This is a genomic window from Amycolatopsis umgeniensis, from assembly GCF_014205155.1.
GTDB lineage: Bacteria > Actinomycetota > Actinomycetes > Mycobacteriales > Pseudonocardiaceae > Amycolatopsis > Amycolatopsis umgeniensis.
Window position 1 is genome coordinate 1,559,516 of sequence record NZ_JACHMX010000001.1, and the last position, 20,012, is coordinate 1,579,527.

Here is a 20,012-nt window from a genome sequence, read left to right on the forward strand (position 1 = left end):
CGGCAGGCCGGAGGGCATGAAATCCTTCGAATCGCAAATCCCCGAGGGCATACGATTATTCGAAAAGCAAATCCGCAGCCGGGCATGAATTCGGTTCACCCGCAACAGTTATGAAAAGAAATTCCGAGCTTGACAGGGCCGTGGGGTTTGCTTATCTTTCAGTCGTTCAGGCTCTCGCCGATCGATATCCGAAGGTGTTCATGACCCAGCACCCCACGCTGCCGAAATTCAGGCAGCGGTTGATTCTTGCCGTTCTCATGGTGTGTTCGCTGCTGATTTGGCTCGACAATACCGTCCTGAGTACCACCCTGGAGACCCTCGCGGACCCGGTCCGCGGCCTGGGCGCCGATCCCGGCGAGCTCCAGTGGGCGACCGGTTCGTACACCCTGGCCTTCGCCACGTTGATGTTCACCGCGGGCGCCTTGGGCGATCGGTTCGGCCACCGGACAGTGTTTTCCGGCGGGCTGGTGATCTTCGCCGCGTCTTCGCTGTGGGCGGCGTACGCGAGCGATGCGGGCCAGCTGATCGCGGCTCGGGCCGCGATGGGGGTGGGCAGCGCGTTGATCACGCCCGCCATGTTGGCCATCCTCATGTGGACCTTCACCGGCCCCGCGCGGGCCGCCGCGATCGGTATCTTCTCGACGTCGGCCGGTGTCGGCATGGCCGCGGGCCCGGTGCTGGCGGGGTTCCTGCTCGATCATTTCCGGTGGGGCTCGGTCTTCCTGATCAATGTCCCGGTCGCGGTGGCGGCGTTGGCCGGGCTCACGATGCTGGTCCCGAATTTCCGCAGCCCCACCCGGCGGCCACTCGACCCCGCGGGGATGGCGCTGTCGATCAGCGGGCTCGTGGCATTGGCGTACGGGCTGATCCGGGCGGGACAGGTGACCGCGTGGAGTCGTACCGATGTCTGGGCGCCGATCGTCGTCGGCCTGGTTCTGCTGGCCGTTTTCGTACTCGTCGAAGTGCGGGCCAAGGCGCCCAGCTTCGATCCGCGGCTGCTCGCGCAACGCGCCTTCGGCGGCGGCAACGTGGCGCTCGGCTTGTTGCTGTTCGGCGTGGCCGCCATCACCTTCTACAACGCGTTCTACCTGCAGGGCGCGCTCGGGTTTTCGCCGATGGAGGCGGGTTTGGCCACTATCCCGACCGCGGTCGGCGCGGTCGCGGGGGCGCCACTTGCCTCGCGCCTGGTTCGCCGCCTTTCACTGCGACTCGTCACCGTGCCGGCGCTGACCGTGGCCGCGCTGACCATGGGCGGGTACGGCTTCCTCGGGCTGCAGACCCCACTCGTCTGGATCGAGATCCTGTTGCTGGTCCAGGGTCTCTCGATCGGCATGGTGATCGGCCCCGTCACGGCCGCCTTGATCAGCGATCTGCCGCTGGATCAGGCCGGGGCGGGCTCGGCCGTCACCAACACCGTGCGGCAGACCGGCAGCGTGCTCGGAATCGCGGTGGGCGGCTCGATCATGTCGATCGTGTACCGGCGTGCGATCGAGCCTTCGCTGGAGGGCGTACCGGATCCGGTGCGGGACCAGGCGCGGGTTTCCGCCGAACAGGCCCGCCATGTCGCCACCGCTGTCGACCGGCCCGCGCTTGCGCAGGCCGCCGACGATGCGTTCGTCCATGCCATGCACGTCGGCGCGGGCTGGATCGCGGTCATCGCACTCCTCGGCGCGGCCGTGCTGCTGTTCACCTTGCCCGGCAACGGAAAGAAGAAGGAGCCGATACGCGACCAGGCCGGCTCAGCGCGGGTACGACACGCGGCGCCGGAACACGATCCTCGGCTCCGGCACCCGGCCGGCGCGCGTCCGGCCGGTGCCGAGCCGCGGCACTTCGTCCACAGTGGACCTACGGACGAAGGGGCTTGCGGGCGGTGAAGATCAGGTACTCGGGTCCACCGTGGTTGATGACGTCGTCGAAGAGGCCGATGAAGTCCGTCAACTCCTGCTTGCCGTAGTGGTTCGTCAGGTTTTCGAGGTCGGCTTCGGTGCGCTCCCACCACATCTTGACGGACTTCTCGACGTGCGTGCTGGCATCGAGGAGTTCGAGGGGCTCCAAACCGGCGCGGCGGAGCATCGGCGGGAACTCGTCGAACCGGTGGAACGGGCTGAGCGAATCGAGATCGCGATACCGGTCGAGCACCTGCTGGCGTTCGGGGGTGACGACGGCGTTGAGGCAGAAGTCGGCCGCGGTGAGGACGCCGCCGGGGCGGAGAACGCGCGCGATCTCGCTCAACGCCGGTCCGCGGTCCATGTGGATCAGCGACTCGATGGCGATGGCCGCGTCGAAAGACTCGTCAGGGAAGGGCAACTCCAGCGCGTCGGCCTGCTCGAACCTGACCTGTTCGGCCATGTTCTCGGAGCTTGCCCTGGCACTGGCTCGCTCGATCTGCGTGGCGACGTTCGAGATACCGACCACGTTCGCGCCCGTCCTGCTGGCGAGCCGGATCGCCGGTCCGCCGATACCACAACCGACGTCGAGCACCCGGTCCCCCGGGCCCGCGACGACCCTGTCGATGATCTGGTCGGTCAGGTTCTCCAGCGCCTGTTCGTAGGTCGTGCCGTCGTCGGGAAGCGGCCAGTATCCATGGTGGAAGTTCGGCCCGTACAGGCTGACGTACATGGCCTCGGCCTGCTCGTAATAAGCCTGAGCTTTCTGCGAGGTGGTTTCGGTGATCATGGTGAAGCTCCTCCGCATCCTGCTGGGAATCGGCTGTAGACGATGACTCCACCATGCCTGACCCTGTCAAGTCTCGCGGCTCCGGAGAGTGGTCGCTCACCCTTTGTCACCTGAGTTTTCCGTGCTGTGGAGCCGAATTCGCCTCGCGATGCCGGTGTCCGATGCCGACGTTTTCACCCAGGGCACTCCACTCTACTGGCGGTATCACTAAGAAATTGCCTGTCGTATCCACGTCAGCGAGTGACGTATTTGTTCACTACGGTGTCCATCAGGTGATGTAGTCCCCTGATGCGGGGCCCGCCGGTTGAACACCGAGGCGACGAGAGGATGGATTCACCATGACAAGTCTGATGGCGACCTTGGCCGGCACACGAGAAGTGCCGTCGGCCAACCGGTCCTTGCGGGAGGTGATCGCCCAGCTCCCGCAGATGAGCCCGGATGTCGATCTCGGCGACGACATCTCACTGGCACACGAGACACTTCTGGCACCCGAGGTGTCCGAAATGGACAAACGCGCCACGCTGTTCAAGTGGCTCGGCCAGAAGCAGCCGTGCCTGTTCGGACGCCTGGCGATGCAGGGCTCCGACGGCCCCAAGGGGCTCGGCGCCAACATGTGCTGGATCAGCGAAGAGGACCTCGACGCGGGACGTGATCACGTCGCGGCGAAGATCCAGCGAGAACGCCGCGCATGGAAGGACCGTGCCGAACGCGGCGAGAGCAGCGGATTCCTGATCATGGTCAACAGCAGGCACCTCGCCTACGCCAAGCCGGGCAAGGAACTCGTCGACGTCTGCGTTGAGCTGTCGAATCTCTACCTGGTCGAACACGCGCCCATCGAACGGGACGTGATCTACACCGAAGCGGTCCCGTTCCGCCGTTCCGACGGGGTGCTGACCGTGTTCAAGGCAGGCTGCAACATCTTCTACTCCGGCGCTCACCGCACGGTCAACCACGATCGGCGCCTGCCCGGTGGGCTGATGTTCTCGATGAACTCTCCCGGCCACTACGCCAACTCACTGTCCAAACGGGGACTGCAGGACTCGTTCGAGGCGGCGACCGAGTTCGTCCGCGAGACGGCGTTCCGGTCGATCGGCAACGGCGGCATCGGATGCCCGCACGTGCCCAGCGCGAGCTGGCACAACGAGAGCGCCGACGGCCACCACGAGGTGGCGGAACGCAAGCGACCGCACTACATTCCGGACAACTTCGACCCGACGCGCTATTCCGCCGTCTATCACACCGACGTCCTCGTGCCCACGGACGTCACCAGTGACGCGCGGACGGTGCACGAATCCTTCGACGAGGTCGACGCGGAGGTCTGGCCGTATCTGATCCTCGACTACATCTCCACCGAGGAGTTCCCGCCCGACCACGTCAACTACGGCCTGTTCCACGGACATCCCATCGAGGAGTGCGCCCGGTACCACAACCCGTGGCCCCCACGCGTGGCGCACAACGAGGAGCTCTTCGAGTACTGAGCTGAAGACGCCGACCCACCAGGAAAGGATGGCAATGACACCGACGTCCAAGGCACCTGAGGAGGCAATAGAGGGTGGTCCCGGATGGGGCCGCAGCGTTCTGATGTGTTCGCCCGAGCACTTCGACGTCACCTATTCCATCAACGTCTGGATGGACCCGGACGTGCGAGTGGATTCCGATCGGGCGTGGCGGCAGTGGGAACACCTGGTGTCCACATTGGAGGCCGCCGGAACCGAGGTGCGGACCGTGCCCGCCGCACCGGGTTTGCCGGACATGGTCTTCACGGCCAACGCCGGCCTCGTCGACGGCACCACATTCACCCCCGCCCGGATGAGCAAACCGGAACGCGCCCCCGAGATCGATCACGTCCGCGGCCGGTTCGAGGAATTGGGCTGGACCATCGAGCAACCGCCCGCCGCGCCGCAGGAGGGCGCGGGCGACGCGCTGCCCTTCGACGGCCGGCTCGTGGCCGGTTATGGCCAGCGGTCCTCCGTGTCGGCCTATGCCGGCCTGCGGACCCGCAACGGCTGGGCGGTGACCGCGCTCGAGCTCACCGATCCCCGTTACTACCACATCGATCTGGGGTTCTGCCCGCTCGGCGACCGGACGGCCATGGTGCTGCCGGAAGCCTTCACCGCCGCCGGTCGCTCCGCGCTCGCCGAGCTCGTCGAGGACCCGGTGGTCCTGACACCGGAGGAAGGCGCGGCGTTCTGCGCGAACGCCGTGGTGACCGGGCGCACCGTCGTGATGCCGCACTGCACACCGCGACTGGGCCGCGAACTCGAACGCCGCGGCTTCGAGCCGGCCGTCTGCGATGTCTCCGAATTCGGCAAGGCAGGCGGCGGTTGCCGTTGCCTGACCCTGGCTCTCGACGTGGAACTGGACCGTGCGGCGGCTCCCTTCACCGCGGAGGTGGTCGGATGACGGTGGCCGCGTTCAGCCCCCGCATCGCGCGGTGGCTCCACGACCACGACCCGTCCACCCCCTGCCTGGTGCTCGACCTCGACGTGGTGACACGGCGCTACCACGAACAACGGGCCGCGCTGCCGTACGCGACTCCGTACTACGCGGTCAAAGCGAGCCCGGAACCCGCCGTGATCGCCCTGCTCGTGAAGCTGGGAGCCTGTTTCGACGTCGCGAGCCGGGCCGAGATCGACCTGTGCCTGGCCAACGGAGCCGATCCCGGCTCACTGTCCTACGGCAACACCATCAAGAAGAGCGCGGACATCGCGTACGCCCACCAGCGCGGGGTGTCGACGTTCGTGTTCGACAACGTGCGCGAGCTCGACAAGATCGCCGAAGCGGCCCCTGGGGCGGCGGTGTACTGCCGGTTGCTCAGCGAGAGTGCCGGGGCGCGGTGGCGGCTCGGCGACAACTTCGGCTGCTCACTCGAGTACGCCGTGGAGCTGATGACCCGAGCGGCGCAGCTGGGCCTGCGTCCCTACGGATTGTCCTTCCACGTCGGTTCCCAGCAGCTCGAGCCGGCGCGGTGGGAACCCAACATCGCCGCCGCGGCCGAGGCTTTCGAGAAGCTGCGGGCCAACGACGTCGAGCTCGAGATGCTCAACCTCGGTGGCGGCTTTCCGGCCCGCTACGCCGAGCCGGTCCTCCCGATCATCCAGTTCGGCAAGGCGATCGAGCAGGCACTCGACCGCTGGTTCCCCGGCGCGCGGCGCCCGCGGATCGTGACCGAGCCCGGCCGTTCGATCAGTGCCGAGGCCGGAGTGCTGCGCACCCAGGTGGTCTCGGTGCGAGAACCGTTCGAGGGAGCCGACCGCTGGGTCTACTTGGACGCGGGCCGCTTCGGCGGGCTCGCCGAGACCGAGGGCGAGGCGATCCAGTATCGGGTCGAGACCGAACGCGGCGGGCCGACGCAACCGGTGATCATGGCCGGGCCCACCTGCGACAGCATCGACGTGATCTACCGCGACGCCGCCTACGCGTTACCCCAAGAGCTCGAAATCGGTGACAGGGTCGACTTCCTCAGTGCCGGCGCCTACACCGCGAGCTATTCCTCGATCGGCTTCAACGGTTTCCCGCCGTTGCCCACGCATTGCATCGGAGGCGGATCATGACCGGACAAGCTCGCCTTTCCGTCGAGGGACGGGTGCTGGTCCTCGGCTGCGGTTCGGTGTCGCAGTGCCTGCAGCCGCTGTTGCTCGCGCACCTGGACATGCCCCACGACCGGCTGACCGTGCTGGACATGACCGACCGGCGTTCGGAGATCCCGGACACGCTCGCGGCCGGATGCCGGTTCGTCCAGCGGCGGCTGACCCCCGAGAACCTCGCCGAGACCCTCGCCGAGCAGGTCGGTCCCGGCGATCTGCTGGTGAACCTGACCTGGAACATCGGGACCGAAGACATCATCGGGTGGTGCCACGACAACGGTGTCCTCTACGTCGACACGTCTGTCGAGCAGTGGGATCCCTACGCGGACATGAATGCCCGGCACCCGACCGAAAAGACCCTCTACGCCCGCCACCACGCGCTGCGGCGCCTGAGCCGGGACTGGGGTGGCCGCGGGCCGACCGCGATCATCGAGCACGGCGCCAACCCGGGTCTGGTGAGCCACTGGGCCAAGGTCGGACTCGAGGATGTCGCCAAGGCCATGCTCGAAAACGGCGTCGAGGACCAGGGGCGGCGGGCTCGGATCGAGCGTGCGTTGGGCGAAGCCGACCACGCGCGGATGGCGATGGAGACCGGGACCCGTGCCATCCACATCTCCGAGCGCGACACCCAGATCGGATCGCTGCCCAAGGACCCCGAGGAGTTCGTCAACACCTGGTCGGTCGAGGGCTTCTACGAAGAAGGTGTCGCTCCCGCCGAACTCGGGTGGGGCACCCACGAACGTGAGCTGCCGCCGACGGCGGTGGTCCCGGATTACGGCTCCGGCAACCAGATCTGCCTCGCCCGTCCGGGGATGGCCACCTGGGTGCGCTCGTGGGTGCCCATGTCGGGGCCGATCCAAGGGATGTTGATCCGGCATGGCGAGGCCGTGACGATCAGCGACCACCTCACCGTCACCGAGGACGACGGGACGGTCGTCTACCGCCCGACGGTGCACTACGCCTACCTGCCCACCGACGCGGCACTGGCCTCCGTGCACGAGTGCAAGATGCGGGGGTTCCGGCTCCAAGAACGCCAGCGGATCATGACCGACGAGATCGTCAGCGGCGCCGACGAACTCGGCGTGCTGCTGCTCGGCCATGACCTCGGGGCCTGGTGGACCGGCTCGCAGCTGACCATCGAGGAGACCCGGAAGCTGGTGAGCGGGCAGAACGCCACCACGCTGCAGGTCGCGGCCTCGGTACTGGCGGCGGTGTTCTCCGCCGTGCGCCATCCGGATCGGGGCCTGTGCAGGCCCGACGACCTCGATCACCACGAGATCCTCGCGATCGCCGCGCCCTATCTCGGTCCCACCCCCTCGGTGCGCAGCGATTGGACACCCCAGGCGACGGGGCCAGGCCCGTTCGACGACTTCCTCGGGGTGAGCCCGTCCGACGATCCCTGGCAGTTCTCCAACATTCTCGTGTCGTGATCCCCGCCGCCCCGCCGCGACCACAGGCGGCGGGGCGGCACTTCGCTCAAATTGCATGACTGCGTCAGTCATATATACTGGAGCCATGGACGACCGGACCGCGAACCTCTTCGCCGCGCTCGTCGTGGCGTTGTCCGACGAACTCGAGGCGGGCAACACCCACGTCGCGGGCCAGTCGGCGGTCGGCACGGCCGCCCTCGCGACACTGCTTTCGGCGCCGGGCGCCCGGGTCGACGCCCTCGGCCGTGTCATCGGACTCACCGGCTCCGGCACGGTGCGCCTCGTCGACCGGCTCGTCGCGGCGGAACTGGTCGAACGCCGCCGTGACACCACCGACCAGCGTGCTGTTTCGCTTTGGCTGACCGAGCAGGGGCGCGCCGCGGCCACGGACGTCGTGAAGCGTCGCCGCGAGGTGGTGGCCCGGGTCCTCGCCCCGTTGAGCGATTCCCAACGCGCCGTCGTGTCCGAGGCCGTCGAGCCGGTGCTCGCCCACCTGGTCAAGGACCGGTCCCGCGCGGATCGCGTGTGCCGGTTCTGCGACTACTCCGTCTGTCCCCCTGCCGACTGCCCCGTCGAAAGATCGGTGCCCTGAAAGGGTTCCGCTGATCGAGAGAGGAGCAGCCGATGAGCGCCAAGGACGACATGACGATCCACCCGGTCGAACACGACCGCTGGGACGACCTCGAGGAGGCGTTCGGCGACAACGGGGGCTGCGAGGGTTGCTGGTGCATGTACTGGCGGGTGCCCTCGGGACCCGAATACGACCGGATGCGGGGCGAGCCCGCGCGAGCCGAGTTCTCCCGCCTGGTGCGTGAGGACGAGGTGCCCGGGCTGCTGGCCTACCGCGACGGGCGTCCGGTGGGATGGTGCGCGGTGGCGCCGCGCCCCGCGTATGTGCGGCTGCGCCGCTCGCGAACCCTGCGCCCGGACGAGCCCGACGACTCCGGCGTGTGGGCGGTGCCGTGCTTCTACATCAAGAACGAGCATCGCCGCAGCGGCGTCGCCGACCATTTGCTCGCCGCCGCGGTCCGGCACGCCGAGCGGCACGGCGCGCACACCCTCGAGGCCTACCCCACCGATGCCGGGCACCGCCGCTACTCCGCCGGGGAATTACACATGGGCACCGTGGACCTGTTCACCCGTCACGGGTTCACCGAGACCGAACGCCCCTCGCCAGGACGAGTCATCGTGCGACGCGACCTGGGCTGACCCCGGGTCCACGAACCGTCACGTCAGGAGGCAGACGCAAATGCGAGTGATAGGCGCCCCCTACAGTTCCGCGGGCAGGCTGGACCACGAGGCCCTGGCGCCGAAGGCGCTGCGCGACGCCGGGCTCATCGAGCGATTGCGCGCCGCCTTCGGGTCCGACGAGCCGGTCACCGACGGCGGCAACGTCGCCCTCGGCACCTCGCCGGCCTCCGCCCACCGCGACGAGCCCTCGGGAGTGCGTTCCCTTCCCGGGCTGGAAGCCGTGACCACGAATACGCGCTCGGCGGTGGCCGAGACCCTGCTCGACGGTGACCGTCCCTTGGTACTGGGCGGGGATTGCGCGATCCTGCCCGGCTGCCTGCGCGGGGCGCAGGACGCGCTCAGCGATCAGGTGGGACTGCTGTTCGTCGACGGCCACGAAGACGCCTGGCCACCGCACGAATCCGACACCGGCGAGGCCGCCGACTGCGAGCTCGGGTTCCTGCTGGGGCGGTATCGCGAACAGCTGCCTTCGTCGCTCAAGTCCCAGTTGCCCGTGCTCGACGAGAGCGCCGTGGTCGCGCTGGGCCCCCGCGACGGCGCCGAGATCGCCGCAGCCGATGACGTCCCGTCGCTGGCCGAACGGATCCGGCTGATCACGGCGCGGCAGCTCACCGTCGGCGAGGAAAGCGCCGCCGAGCACGCCAGGAAGGCGTTGGCCCGCATCCGGTCCCACACCGCGCACTGGTGGCTGCACATCGACCTCGACGTGCTGTCGAGCGACGCCCTCGACGCGGTGAGCTACCCCCAGCCGGGCGGGCTGAGCTGGGACCAGCTCGGCGAACTCGCCGCCACCGCGCTGGGTGAACCGGGATGCGTCGGCATCACCGTCTGCGTCTACGACCCGGATCGCGATCCGGACGGAACGGGCGCACGGCGCATTCTCGACTGGGCCGGCTCCCTGGCTCGTCCTACCGGTCGATGCTCAAAGCCGCCGGATGGGCGAACATGACGTCATGTTTACCGACACGGACCGCACCCTTAATCTGCTAGGCGCAGTCGTGACAGGAGTGCACGACCAACTCGTGTCAGCCGTCGAAACGGTGGCCGGCCGGAGCGGCGCGCTCGCGGCCACGCTCGCCATGACCGCTCAGTACGAAGGTCTCACCATGGGCACCCTGCAACGGTTCCTGGGCGTCAGCCGCCCGGCCACGATCCGCCTGGTGAATCTGCTCGAGAACGACGGGCTCGCCGAACGGCGCAATCTCGACGACGACCGCCGCACCACCTCGGTGGTGCTGACCGACGCCGGCCATCGCGAGGCGCGGCACATCCTCGCCGCCCGCCGCGCGGTTCTGCAGCAACTCCTCCCCGAGTCGAGCAAGCAGGAACGCGCCGTGCTCGACAGCCTCCTCGAACGCATGTTGACCGCGATGATCACTCATCCGTCCCGGGGCTACGAGGTGTGCCGGCTCTGCGACATCAGCAGCTGCCCGCCGTCGCGCTGCCCGGTGGAAAGCGCTGTCCTCGAGATGGAACCCGACGCCCCCGATGGGCTGCTGAATTCGCCGAAAGACCGTTGACCTGATCGGAGGGAGTCCGTCATGCCGGAGAATCCCGGGGAAACAGCGACCGCGCACTCGAGCAGGGCCGGGCCGAGGGAGTGGACCGGCCTCGGGGTCCTCGCCCTGCCGACGATGTTGCTCGGGCTCGACGTGACCCTGCTCTATCTCGCCCTCCCGGCCCTCTCGGCCGATCTGCAGCCGACCAGCACCCAAGCGCTGTGGATCCTCGACTCCTACGGACTCGTGATCGCGGGGCTGCTGGTCACCATGGGCGCGATCGGAGACCGGCTGGGCCGCCGTCGTCTTCTCATGATCGGCACCGCGGCTTTCGGCCTCGTCTCGATCGTCGCCGCCTTCGCCCCCAGTGCCGAGATCCTCATCGCGGCGCGAGCCCTGCTGGGCGTGGCGGGCGCGACCCTCATGCCGTCCTGCCTCGCCCTGATCACCAACATGTTCACCGACGTCCGCCAACGGGCACTGGCGATCGGCGTGTGGGCGACCACCTTCGCCCTCGGCATGGCAGCCGGACCACTCGTCGGCGGCGTGCTGCTGGAGTCCTTCTGGTGGGGCTCGGCGTTCCTTCTGGCGCTTCCCATCGCCGCACTCGTGCTGCTGGCCGCGCCGGTTCTGCTGCCGGAGTATCGCGCCGCCGACTCCGGACGGGTCGACCTGGTCAGTGTCGCGCTCTCGCTGGGGGCCATCCTTCCCTTGGTCTACGCGATCAAGCACGCGGCCACCCACGGCTTCGACCTCCAGACCACGGTCACTTTGGTGGCCAGCGCGGTCTTCACCCTCGCCTTCGTCCACCGGCAGCGCCGCCTGAGCGATCCGCTGCTCGACGTCGCGCTGTTCACCGATCGCTCCTCCGGGACCGCTCTCGGGGTTCTTTTGGTGGGACTCGTCGGCGTCGGCGGTGCGCTTTATCTGGTCACTCAGCATTTGCAGCTCGTCGAAGAGCTCTCCCCGCTGGCCGCGGGCGCGTGGATGGGCCCGCCCGCCCTGGCGATGGTCGTGGCCGCCATCGGCGCTCCCCTGCTCGCGCGGCGCGTCCGACCCGGCTACGTCGTCGCGGGCACCCTCGTCCTGTCGGCCCTCGGCTACGTGCTGCTCACCCAGGTGCGCGGGCCTGACAGCATCGGCCTGATCGTGGGCGGTTTCGCCCTGGTGTACCTCGGCTTCGGCGCGGTGGGCGCGCTCGGCTCCGACCTGGTCGTCGGCACCACCCCAGCCGACAGGGCGGGCTCCGCCGCCGCGATGTCCGAGACCGTCCAGGAACTCGGCGTCGCCATGGGCGTGGCCATGCTGGGCAGCCTGACCACACTGGTGTACCGCGATCAGATGACCGATGCCGCCCCGGCGGTCAGCGAGAGCCTGTCCGGGGCCATGTCCGCGCCCCAGGTTTCTCCCGCGCTGCTGGCTGAGGCCAAAGAAGCGTTCACCACCGGGCTCAACATCTCCGCCGCCATCACCGGCGCCGCCATTCTCGCGCTGGCCGTCCTGGCCGCGGTCGTCCTGCGGCACGTCCCGCCGTCCGGCGGTTCAATCCCCGCCGAGGCTGCCGAGCCCGCCAACTCCGGGTGAGCCCGGTTCGGGCAGGACCGCGGTCATCGCGCCGTCCACGGTGATGGTCTCACCGGACACGAACCTGGCCTGATCGCCGAGCAGGAAGGCGATCACGCGCGCGACGTCCTCGGGCCGGCCGAGCTCGCCGAGTGGCTGCACCTTCCTCAGCGCTTCACGCGTGGCCGCGTCCTTCCAGCGATGCGCGTTACGCGGCACCATGACGAACCCGGGCCGGACGACGTTGCACCGGAGCCCACGCGGTCCGAATTCCACGGCGGCCGCACGGCCGAGCGCCTCCAACGCGGCCTTGGCCATCGCGTACGGCGCCTGCCCGCCCCAGGCCAGGCCCGCGTGGATCGAACTGACCAGCACCGCGGCGCACGGCCTTCCGCCGGCCCGGGTGACCAGCTGCCGCAACGGTTCCAGCGCGGACACCGCGCCGATGTCCAGCACCCGGCGCAGCGCGTCCGGCGTCTGCTCGGCGAGGGGAGCGCGATGCTCGCCCAGCAGGCAATGCACCAGCCCGGTCACGCCGTCGAGGGCGTCGAACGCGGCGCCGATCACGGCCGGATCGGTCGCGTCATCACGGATCCACGGGATGTCGGCAAGTTCCGGTGGCGGTGGCGCGACGTCCACCACCGCGACCCGTCGTCCCTCCGCCAGCAGAGCACGCACGACGGCCGAGCCGATACCGCCCGCGCCGCCGAGCACCACCACCTGGCTCATGACCGCTCCCCTGCCCCTTCGGCGGTTCCCCGGGTGAAGAAGGCACGCACGACGAGTCCCGCCGCGGCGGTGACCAGCGGGTCGTCCCGTGACTGCGGCCGGGCAAGCGCCTGCGGCGGTGTCGTCTCGACGCGGTCGCGCACCGCCTCGAGCCATCGGTCCGACGGTGCGCCGCTACCGCCGAGGATGATCATGCGCGGTCGCATCAGGTCGTACGCCGTGTCGGCCACCCGGGCCACTTGGGCGCTGCGCGCTTCGAGGAGCCCGATCGCGACCGGATCCGTTTCCGCCAGGCGGATCAGGTCCGTCAGCGAAGTCGCCGTGAGGCCCGCGGACCGGGCGGCGGCGAGCAACGCCACGTCCGTCCCGTTCTCGCCGAAGGGTCCGTAGCCTCCACCGGTGAGGCCGGGCACGAGGACGCGGCCGAAGCCGCCCTGGATGGTGCCGCCCGAGGACGCCCCCGCCGGCAGGCTGAGGAATCCCGTCTCCGCGACGTTGCCGACGAACAGGTACAGCACCTTGTCCTGTCCCAGCCCCGCACCGAAGGTGAGCTCGGCGCCCAGCAGGGCACACACGTTCCCGTCCACCACGACGTCGAGCCCGGTCCGCTCACGCACCACGTCGGCGACCTGGACGCCGGTCCAGCCCAGCACGTCGTTGCGCACGACCCGGCCTGCCTCCCGGTCCACCTCACCGCCGACGGCCACTCCGATGCCCAGCACCGGTCCGGGTGCGGAGTCCGCCAGCCCGGCCGCCAGTTCGGCGGCGCGGCGCAGCGTGGCGGCGCTGTCCGCCGGATCACGGTTCTCGGTCCGTGTCCTGACACTGTGCCCCGCCAGGTCGATCAGCCCGGCCGTGGTCCGTTCGAGGCCGAGGTGCACGCCGACCGCGTACCGGCTGGACGGGTCGAGCTCCACCGGCACCCGGGGCCTGCCGATCCGGGTGGACTGCTCGACGAGTTCGCGGACGATGCCCGCCGACAGCAGAGGTTCGATGATCCTGCTGACGCTGCCGTGGTTGAGGGACAGCTCCTTCGCGATGTCCCCGCGCGCCAGCGGACCGCGATGGACGAGCAGTTGGAGCACGGCGGCCGTGTTGGCCTGCCGGGCCTGGCGCGGCCGGGTTCCGCTGAGTGCCGGGTGGTTCGTCGTCATGCCGGCTTCCCGGACTCGACGCTGTTGGTTTCCTCCAGCTCGACGCCCGTGGTGGCCAGCCACGGCGACGCCAACACGATCACCGCGCTGACCAAGAACGCACCGGCGTACCACGCGACGATCGTGATGCCGTGCTTCTGCGCCAGCATGGGCGCCAGGAACACGTTGAGCGCGATCGCGAGCCGGGTCACGCACTGCGCGATACCGGATCCCAGCCCCCGCAACGAGGTGGGGAACGCCTCGGTGCTCCACACCCAGGACAACACGCCCGGGCCGAACCAGGTCAACATGGCGTACACGACCCAAAAGGCCACCAGCCCGACGCCGGCTCGCTCACCGGTGAACGCGATGCCCAGCCCGGCGGCGAACACGCCGAGACACGTCCACACCCCCAGCCAGCGGCGGTTGATCCGGTCGATGACCAAGGCGCCGAGCGCCACCGCGATCAACCCCACCACGAAACCCAGCAGGGAGAAGTACAGCGTGTTGGACACCCCGATACCCGTACTGCTGATGATCAACGGTCCCGCGACCGTCGCCACCGCTCCCCCGAAGGCCTGGATGGCGAAGAACGCCGTGACCGTCGCCAACCGCCGCCACGCGCCGCCGGACAACAGCATCCGGTAGCTCCGCTTCTCGACGACTTCACGCTTCGGCGGCTCCAGCCCCAGGGTGTCGTAGATCCGCTGCGCCTCCTCCTCGCGGCCGCGCGCACTCAGCCATCGGGGCGACTCCGGCAGGAATTGCCTCGCCACCAGCACCGCGGCCGCAGGGAGCGCGGCCAGGCCGAACAGCCACCGCCAGGTCTCGTCACCGAACACCGGCTGGAGCGCCAGCGCGCACAGCACCGACGTGACGGCGCCGCTCAGCCACATCATGTTGGGCAGGCTGCCCGCGATCCGGCCCCGGCGGGATTTGGGCGCGATCTCGGTGAGAAACGCGTGCGAGGTCGGGATGTCCATGCCCACCGCGACCCCGAGCACGAACCTGGCCGCGACCAGCTGCCACACGTCCTGGACGAACGCCGCGGCGACGGACGCCACCACGAAGAACACCAGGTTGATCATGAAGATCACCCGGCGGCCGAACCGGTCGGACAGATCACCGAAGACCACCAGGCCCAGCGCCGTACCCACGAACGCCGCCGCGGTCACGAGCCCGATCTGGAACGCGGTGAGCTGGAAGTACGGCTTGAGGAACAGCACGGCGGCGCCGATGACGAGCAGGTCGTAGCCGTCGATGAACTCGCCGAACGCGACCAGCCTGCTGGTCCAGTTCCGCACGAACCGCGCCCGCCTCGGCGACATCGACGGAGTGCGCGCCGTGTCCGACACCATCGGATCTCCCCCTTTTTGTGCGACGAACACCAAACTAGTGACCGCGCGGGGTGCCGGGGAGGATTTCGGTGCGTCTAGGGACGATCGGCCAAGCGAGAGCGGCCGAAAAGGCACGGACCGCGTCGTCACTGTGTGGGTTTCGGGACGTCAGATGTCCCAAAATCCACACGGTCCCGAAGGGCAGTCCTGGTGACCGCCGGATCCGGAGGGGCTGTGTGGAAATAGGGACGTTGAACGTCCCTATTTCCACACAGCCTCACCCGGCTCCTTCACCAAGCAGAAGCGATCCGAGGATGCGGGTATCGCGACTTCGGCTACGTTGACCGGGTGAGTCTTCTCGATGGCGCGGTCTGACCGGGGAGCCGGACCGATGAGCGGCGCTGGCGAAAAGGGCCCGACGGCCACCGTCGTGGCAGGCCCCGGCGACTCGGTGCTCAAGGTGTACCCGGTCCCGCTGGATCGCGAGACCCGGTCGGCGCTGGCCCGCGAGCAGGCACTGCTGTCGACCGTCAGCCACGTCCCGGAGATCCTGCCGGTGCAGGAGGTCGGCACGCTCACCGACGGCCGGACGACGCTGCGGATGCCGCGCTGCGACCGTTCCCTCGCCACGGTGACGGGCCCCTTGCCCGTCGAGGAAACACTGCGCATCGGCCGGGTTGTCGCCCGAGCGCTCGCCGCGGCGCATACGGCAGGCGTCGTACACGGCTCGATCACGCCGCGGAACGTCCTGTTCCTGCCCTCGGGCGAGCCCGTGCTGGCGGACTTCGGGGTGGCGCTCAGGCAGCGGTTCCGCCGCGATCCGCTGTACGACCTGGAGTTCACCGCCCCGGAGACGGTCCGCGATCAGACGATGGACGAGCGCGCCGACCGGTACGGCCTCGGCGCGGTCCTGCACTTCATGCTGACCGGTGAGCCTCCACATCGGACTGTCGTCGGCGAGCAGCCCGCCGCGCGGCTTCACCGGGTGCTCACCGAGCCGGTCCCGCCGATCACCCGGGCCGACGTCCCCGCCGAACTCGTGACGCTCGTCGGCGAATTGCTCGCCGCGGAACCGGGCCGTCGTCCGGAGGACACGCAGAGCCCGCTGTTCGGCCTGCCCGCCGAACCGGTCCTCGTGCTGGAACCGGCCCGGACGCCGCGGCCGCGGCGGCGATACGGCCTGGCCGCCGGGATCCTCGCCGGGGCAGGGGTCCTCGCCGCCGTGTCGTGGTTTCTCGCCACCAGGGACGACGATGTCGTGACACCGGGCCCGATCGCGATCGACTTGGCACCACCCGCCGACCACGGGACCTACGTCGAACTGTCCTGGACGTCGAACGCCGAGCTGGATTACGCCGTCGTCATGGCCGAGGAAGGGCGCGCGGAACCTCAGGTGCTCTTCGCACGGCGGAGCGACCATTACCGGGTGGACGTCCGGCCGGGGTTGCGTTACTGCTTCCAGGTCCAGGGCACGGGGCCGCGCGGGACCTACGAAAGCGGATTCCGGTCCCTGCGCGGCGCCGTCTGCAAACGGTGAACTCAGCGCGGGGGACGGAGGACTCTCGCGTTGACAGCCGCCCGCAGCCTCAGGCGCCACGGCCGCCTGCCGAGTCCTTTTCGGACGGAGCGGACCGAGGCCCACGCTTCGGTGGCGACGTCCGGCTCCGTCCCTGACCACAGCGCCGCGTCCACCGTTCTCGCCAGCGAGACCAGACCATCCACAGTGGACTTTTCGCCGAAGACGACGGCAGCCTTGGCGAGGTCGCGTACGGTCATCCCGGCTGTCACGGGGACACCGTGTGCCCGCAACCGGTCCCGGGCCTCGGCCCAGGCGGCGATCGCCGCGGCCCGTCCCTTCCGGCGACGACGGCGCCAGGCACGCAGCCCGGTCGCCGCGGGCACGGCGGTACCCCAGAGCGCCGCCGAGCCTCCGAGACCGAGACCGGCCACGGCGGCCGTCATGGCCCAGTCCATCGCGCCGGGTGTCCGCTCTTCTTCGGACTTTCCTGGCGGCAGCCGCGGGTTCTCCAGCTGGCGTTCCGGGGGAAGCCGGGTCCGCACCTCCGCCACCGCGGCGACGATCCCGCTCGCGGATCCGGACCCGCTCCGCGCCGCCGCTCCCGACGGGTCGAGCGGGACCCAGCCGACCTTGTCCACCGCGACCTCCGGCCACGCGACGACGTCGGCGTTGCGGACCGTGTACGCGCCGTCCCCCTCGGGCCGGTCCGGCGCGCGATAGCCAACGACCAGCCGGGCCGGGATTCCCTTGAGTCGGGCCAGGACCACGTACGCCGCGGCGAACTGCTCGCTCGTGCCCCGTTTGTCGTCGAGCAGGAACCGGCTCAGTTGCGGCCAGCCGTGCCCGGTGGGCAACTCGTCACCGGTGGCCAGCCGGTAGTCCTGGGTGAGGAACCGTTCGAGCGCGACAGCGGTCTGGAAGGACGGGCGCAGGCCGGGCAGGATCCGATCGGCGAACTCGTCGATCGCCGGGGGCACCGTGCCGAGACCACCGAGCCCGCCGGGAAGACCGGGATTCGTCGCGGCGCCGAGCAGCGCTTCGGGGCCGACTTCGGGTTCCCACCAGGCGAGGGTGTACCGCGCCGACGGCGCCGGTCGCGCGGCGATCAGGGTTCCGCGTGCCTCGTCCACGAGTACGTCGGCCCCGGCGGCCGAGGCGGGTGACGCCTGTCCGGGAAGCCACGGCCCGGACGAACCGGTCACCTCGAGGGCGGCTTGACGCCGGACGGCCGGGACACCGATCCCCGTGGTGGGCGGGATCTCCGCCCCCAAACGCCGGAAACCGCCGCCGGGGAACCAGTTCGAGCCGTCGAAGTCGTCGAGGACCACCAGCGGCCAGCGCCGCGACGACGGGGTGTCCCCCGTGTAGCGGAACACCCGCGGTACGGGATTCCGGCTCCGATAAGCGATCTCGGAGAGCGGGCTCGTGACGGATTCGGCGGCGAGCGGAGCGGATTCGCTGTCCTTCAACGAATAGGCGGGCCTCGCGAGCGGGTCGGCCGCGAAGAGTACGAAAGCCCCGACAACGGCGAGCACCACCGCGGGCACGAGCGACTTGAGCGACCGGGTGCCCCTCGCCATCGCCAGACCCGCGATCACCGCGTATCCGAGACCCGTAAGCACCGCGGCGGTCCCGGTCACCGCGACGAAAGCCTGGCTCAACGCCAGCACGAGCAGGCCGGGCACCAGCGCGACCGACGGCCGCCTGAGCCGGTGCAGCAACTCGATCCCCAGCACCGCGGCGATCAGGACGGCCAACGGCACGAAGACGAGCAACCGCCCTTCCGGGAGGGCGGGCCAGGTCGACTGCAGGGTCAGTTGCCAGCCGTGGACCGCCCCGTCGGCGAGCACCGCCAACGACTCCCCGGTCGGGATCCCTGCCACGGTCGTGGCGGACAGGACAGTCTCGATCACCGCGAGGAGACCGGCGACGACGGCGAGCACCGGCCGCCACGGCACCAGGCCCGGGTGCCTTCTCCCGAGTTCGGTCACCCCGTAGACCGCCAGCGTCACCATGACGACGGGCAGGAGCAGCGCGGAAAAACCGAAGACCGGCGCGAAAAGCAGTCCGCCGAGCGCCGCGCCCGCGAGGACGGCGACGTCCGCGGTCCGCCGGATCACGACACCATCTCGTTCCACCGGCGCACCGCCTCGGCCGCGTCCGCCGCGCTGATGCGGCGGGCTCGCTGCACCCCTTCGACGCCGTGCACGCCGAGACCGTCCATCCCCAGCCCGTGGGTGCCGACCCCGAGCACCACCATGGTCGAGAAATGCGGCCGGACGACGGCGAGCGCACTCAGTTCCCGGCCGGCCCTTCCGGTCACGACCACGAGGCAACCGCCGCGAACTCCCTTGCGGGACAACGCAGTCGGGATCAAGGGCCGATCGGCGGCCGGGTCTTGGCGGACTTCGCACAGCATGTCCATCAGCCGCCGGGTGGCCTGCGTCCCGCCGGACACGGTGAGGTCCTCGCCCGTCGAAGTGATCAGGCGGCAGCGGTGCCCGGCCATCGCCGCGGCGTGCACCAGCGAGGCCGCCAGCTCCGCGGCTTCTTCGAATTCGTCCTCCGCCAGCATCTTCGCGCGGGTGTCCAGCAGCAGGGTGAACCGGGGATGCTCGGGGTCGACGTAGTCGCGCACCATGAGCTGCCCGGTCCGCGCGGTCGCCTTCCAGTGCAGATGGCGGACCTCGTCGCCGACGACGTACTCTCGGACGTCCCGCAGATCCGCCGAACCGTACAGCGAATCGTCCGTCGTCGCGCCTTCGTGATGGTGGCGCGGATGCCCGGACGCGAGCGCGCGCACCGGATGCAGCTTCGGGAACACCCACAGCGTGGCGGTGTCACCCGCCGGAAGCGGCCGCCGCACGAGACCGAACGGGTCGGCGCGTTCGAGGACGAGCGGCCCCACGGTGAACCGGCCGCGCCGCCGGGTCGGCAGTTCGTAGTGGTACGTCGCCTCGGCGCCCGGTGCCAGTGGCCGCACCGGAACCGCCAGGTCGACGCCGTGCTCCCGCGCGGTGAACCCGGGTTGCCGCCGTTCGCCGGGATTCCCGACCAGCAGTCTGGCCAGCGCCGGCCGCCCGCGCTCGACCCGGTCCGGGAGCACCTCGCGCCGCACGGTGACCCGTGGCCGCCGGAAGACCATCGCCGCCCCGGCGAGCACGGCGCCGACCGCCGCACCCGCCAGCACGCGCAGCAGCGGATATCCGGCCAGTTCGCCGGCGCCGTAACCCAGTACGGCGACGATCAGCAGTCCGATGCCCCGTCCGGTGAGCCGCATTCCCATCG

Annotated in this window: 17 protein-coding genes; 11 read left to right on the plus strand and 6 right to left on the minus strand. The window is 69.7% G+C overall.

The window, feature by feature from the left end; genetic code table 11:
• Nucleotides 1-200: 200 nt before the first annotated feature.
• Nucleotides 201-1,874 (plus strand): MFS transporter, encoded by a 1,674-nt coding sequence (locus tag HDA45_RS06710; protein WP_221471034.1) that lies wholly within the window; start codon nt 201-203, stop codon nt 1,872-1,874.
• Here the strand turns inward: HDA45_RS06710 and HDA45_RS06715 are convergent.
• On the minus strand, nt 1,846-2,676 hold the full coding sequence (locus tag HDA45_RS06715; RefSeq protein WP_184892887.1) for an SAM-dependent methyltransferase: 831 nt from the start codon (nt 2,674-2,676) through the stop codon (nt 1,846-1,848). The two genes, HDA45_RS06710 and HDA45_RS06715, sit on opposite strands and share 29 nt — an antisense overlap.
• Nucleotides 2,677-3,014: 338 nt before the next feature.
• On the opposite strand from HDA45_RS06715, the gene HDA45_RS06720 reads away from it, so the two are divergent.
• The 9 genes from HDA45_RS06720 (at nt 3,015) to HDA45_RS06760 (ending at nt 12,027) form a co-directional block, all read left to right on the plus strand.
• Nucleotides 3,015-4,154, plus strand: coding sequence for a hypothetical protein (locus tag HDA45_RS06720; RefSeq protein ID WP_246480640.1), 1,140 nt, complete (start codon nt 3,015-3,017; stop codon nt 4,152-4,154).
• A gap of 34 nt (nt 4,155-4,188) precedes the next feature.
• On the plus strand, nt 4,189-5,079 hold the full coding sequence (locus HDA45_RS06725; RefSeq protein WP_184892889.1) for a dimethylarginine dimethylaminohydrolase family protein: 891 nt from the start codon (nt 4,189-4,191) through the stop codon (nt 5,077-5,079).
• Nucleotides 5,076-6,230 (plus strand): type III PLP-dependent enzyme, encoded by a 1,155-nt coding sequence (locus HDA45_RS06730; protein ID WP_184892891.1) that lies wholly within the window; start codon nt 5,076-5,078, stop codon nt 6,228-6,230. Before HDA45_RS06725 ends, HDA45_RS06730 begins: the two co-directional genes overlap by 4 nt.
• Nucleotides 6,227-7,693, plus strand: a complete 1,467-nt coding sequence (locus tag HDA45_RS06735) for a saccharopine dehydrogenase NADP-binding domain-containing protein (RefSeq protein ID WP_184892894.1) — start codon at nt 6,227-6,229, stop codon at nt 7,691-7,693. The genes HDA45_RS06730 and HDA45_RS06735 overlap by 4 nt, the downstream gene beginning before the upstream one ends.
• An 85-nt stretch (nt 7,694-7,778) precedes the next feature.
• Nucleotides 7,779-8,285: a MarR family winged helix-turn-helix transcriptional regulator gene (locus tag HDA45_RS06740; RefSeq protein ID WP_184892895.1), complete on the plus strand. Its 507-nt coding sequence runs from the start codon at nt 7,779-7,781 to the stop codon at nt 8,283-8,285.
• 32 nt (nt 8,286-8,317) lie between these two features.
• Nucleotides 8,318-8,902 (plus strand): GNAT family N-acetyltransferase, encoded by a 585-nt coding sequence (locus HDA45_RS06745; RefSeq protein WP_184892897.1) that lies wholly within the window; start codon nt 8,318-8,320, stop codon nt 8,900-8,902.
• 40 nt (nt 8,903-8,942) lie between these two features.
• A complete protein-coding gene (locus HDA45_RS06750) occupies nt 8,943-9,893 on the plus strand; it encodes an arginase family protein (protein WP_184892899.1) in 951 nt (316 codons plus the stop codon).
• Entirely contained in the window at nt 9,880-10,464 is a 585-nt protein-coding gene (locus tag HDA45_RS06755; RefSeq protein ID WP_184892901.1) for a MarR family winged helix-turn-helix transcriptional regulator, read from the plus strand. Before HDA45_RS06750 ends, HDA45_RS06755 begins: the two co-directional genes overlap by 14 nt.
• 21 nt (nt 10,465-10,485) lie before the next feature.
• On the plus strand, nt 10,486-12,027 hold the full coding sequence (locus tag HDA45_RS06760; protein ID WP_184892903.1) for an MFS transporter: 1,542 nt from the start codon (nt 10,486-10,488) through the stop codon (nt 12,025-12,027).
• On the opposite strand, the gene HDA45_RS06765 is transcribed toward HDA45_RS06760, so the two are convergent.
• The 3 genes from HDA45_RS06765 to HDA45_RS06775 are packed head-to-tail and all read right to left on the minus strand — an operon-like array spanning nt 11,986 to nt 15,226.
• Nucleotides 11,986-12,735, minus strand: a complete 750-nt coding sequence (locus HDA45_RS06765; protein ID WP_184892905.1) for an SDR family NAD(P)-dependent oxidoreductase — start codon at nt 12,733-12,735, stop codon at nt 11,986-11,988. The genes HDA45_RS06760 and HDA45_RS06765 overlap by 42 nt on opposite strands.
• Nucleotides 12,732-13,889, minus strand: coding sequence for an ROK family transcriptional regulator (locus HDA45_RS06770; RefSeq protein ID WP_184892907.1), 1,158 nt, complete (start codon nt 13,887-13,889; stop codon nt 12,732-12,734). Before HDA45_RS06770 ends, HDA45_RS06765 begins: the two co-directional genes overlap by 4 nt.
• Nucleotides 13,886-15,226, minus strand: coding sequence for an MFS transporter (locus tag HDA45_RS06775; RefSeq protein ID WP_246480641.1), 1,341 nt, complete (start codon nt 15,224-15,226; stop codon nt 13,886-13,888). The genes HDA45_RS06770 and HDA45_RS06775 overlap by 4 nt, the downstream gene beginning before the upstream one ends.
• A 370-nt stretch (nt 15,227-15,596) precedes the next feature.
• Here HDA45_RS06775 and HDA45_RS06780 point away from each other — a divergent pair, with 370 nt between their 5' ends.
• Nucleotides 15,597-16,742 carry a serine/threonine protein kinase gene (locus tag HDA45_RS06780; protein WP_184892909.1) on the plus strand — a complete coding sequence of 382 codons (1,146 nt, stop codon included), beginning with the start codon at nt 15,597-15,599 and terminating at the stop codon, nt 16,740-16,742.
• 2 nt (nt 16,743-16,744) lie between these two features.
• Here HDA45_RS06780 and HDA45_RS43015 read toward each other — a convergent pair whose 3' ends face one another.
• A complete protein-coding gene (locus HDA45_RS43015) occupies nt 16,745-18,862 on the minus strand; it encodes a transglutaminase TgpA family protein (protein WP_343072005.1) in 2,118 nt (705 codons plus the stop codon).
• Entirely contained in the window at nt 18,841-20,010 is a 1,170-nt protein-coding gene (locus tag HDA45_RS06790; RefSeq protein ID WP_343072006.1) for a DUF58 domain-containing protein, read from the minus strand. Before HDA45_RS06790 ends, HDA45_RS43015 begins: the two co-directional genes overlap by 22 nt.
• Nucleotides 20,011-20,012: the final 2 nt, after the last annotated feature.

Coding starts and splice junctions, on each gene's coding strand:
- HDA45_RS06715 (WP_184892887.1), bottom strand. CDS start 2,676: ATGATCACCGAAACCACCTCGCAGAAAGCTCAGGCTTATTACGAGCAG.
- HDA45_RS06775 (WP_246480641.1), bottom strand. CDS start 15,226: ATGGTGTCGGACACGGCGCGCACTCCGTCGATGTCGCCGAGGCGGGCG.
- HDA45_RS06725 (WP_184892889.1), top strand. CDS start 4,189: ATGACACCGACGTCCAAGGCACCTGAGGAGGCAATAGAGGGTGGTCCC.
- HDA45_RS06765 (WP_184892905.1), bottom strand. CDS start 12,735: ATGAGCCAGGTGGTGGTGCTCGGCGGCGCGGGCGGTATCGGCTCGGCC.
- HDA45_RS06750 (WP_184892899.1), top strand. CDS start 8,943: ATGCGAGTGATAGGCGCCCCCTACAGTTCCGCGGGCAGGCTGGACCAC.
- HDA45_RS06730 (WP_184892891.1), top strand. CDS start 5,076: ATGACGGTGGCCGCGTTCAGCCCCCGCATCGCGCGGTGGCTCCACGAC.
- HDA45_RS06780 (WP_184892909.1), top strand. CDS start 15,597: ATGAGCGGCGCTGGCGAAAAGGGCCCGACGGCCACCGTCGTGGCAGGC.
- HDA45_RS06735 (WP_184892894.1), top strand. CDS start 6,227: ATGACCGGACAAGCTCGCCTTTCCGTCGAGGGACGGGTGCTGGTCCTC.
- HDA45_RS06770 (WP_184892907.1), bottom strand. CDS start 13,889: ATGACGACGAACCACCCGGCACTCAGCGGAACCCGGCCGCGCCAGGCC.
- HDA45_RS06760 (WP_184892903.1), top strand. CDS start 10,486: ATGCCGGAGAATCCCGGGGAAACAGCGACCGCGCACTCGAGCAGGGCC.
- HDA45_RS06740 (WP_184892895.1), top strand. CDS start 7,779: ATGGACGACCGGACCGCGAACCTCTTCGCCGCGCTCGTCGTGGCGTTG.
- HDA45_RS06790 (WP_343072006.1), bottom strand. CDS start 20,010: ATGGGAATGCGGCTCACCGGACGGGGCATCGGACTGCTGATCGTCGCC.
- HDA45_RS06720 (WP_246480640.1), top strand. CDS start 3,015: ATGACAAGTCTGATGGCGACCTTGGCCGGCACACGAGAAGTGCCGTCG.
- HDA45_RS06755 (WP_184892901.1), top strand. CDS start 9,880: ATGGGCGAACATGACGTCATGTTTACCGACACGGACCGCACCCTTAAT.
- HDA45_RS06710 (WP_221471034.1), top strand. CDS start 201: ATGACCCAGCACCCCACGCTGCCGAAATTCAGGCAGCGGTTGATTCTT.
- HDA45_RS06745 (WP_184892897.1), top strand. CDS start 8,318: ATGAGCGCCAAGGACGACATGACGATCCACCCGGTCGAACACGACCGC.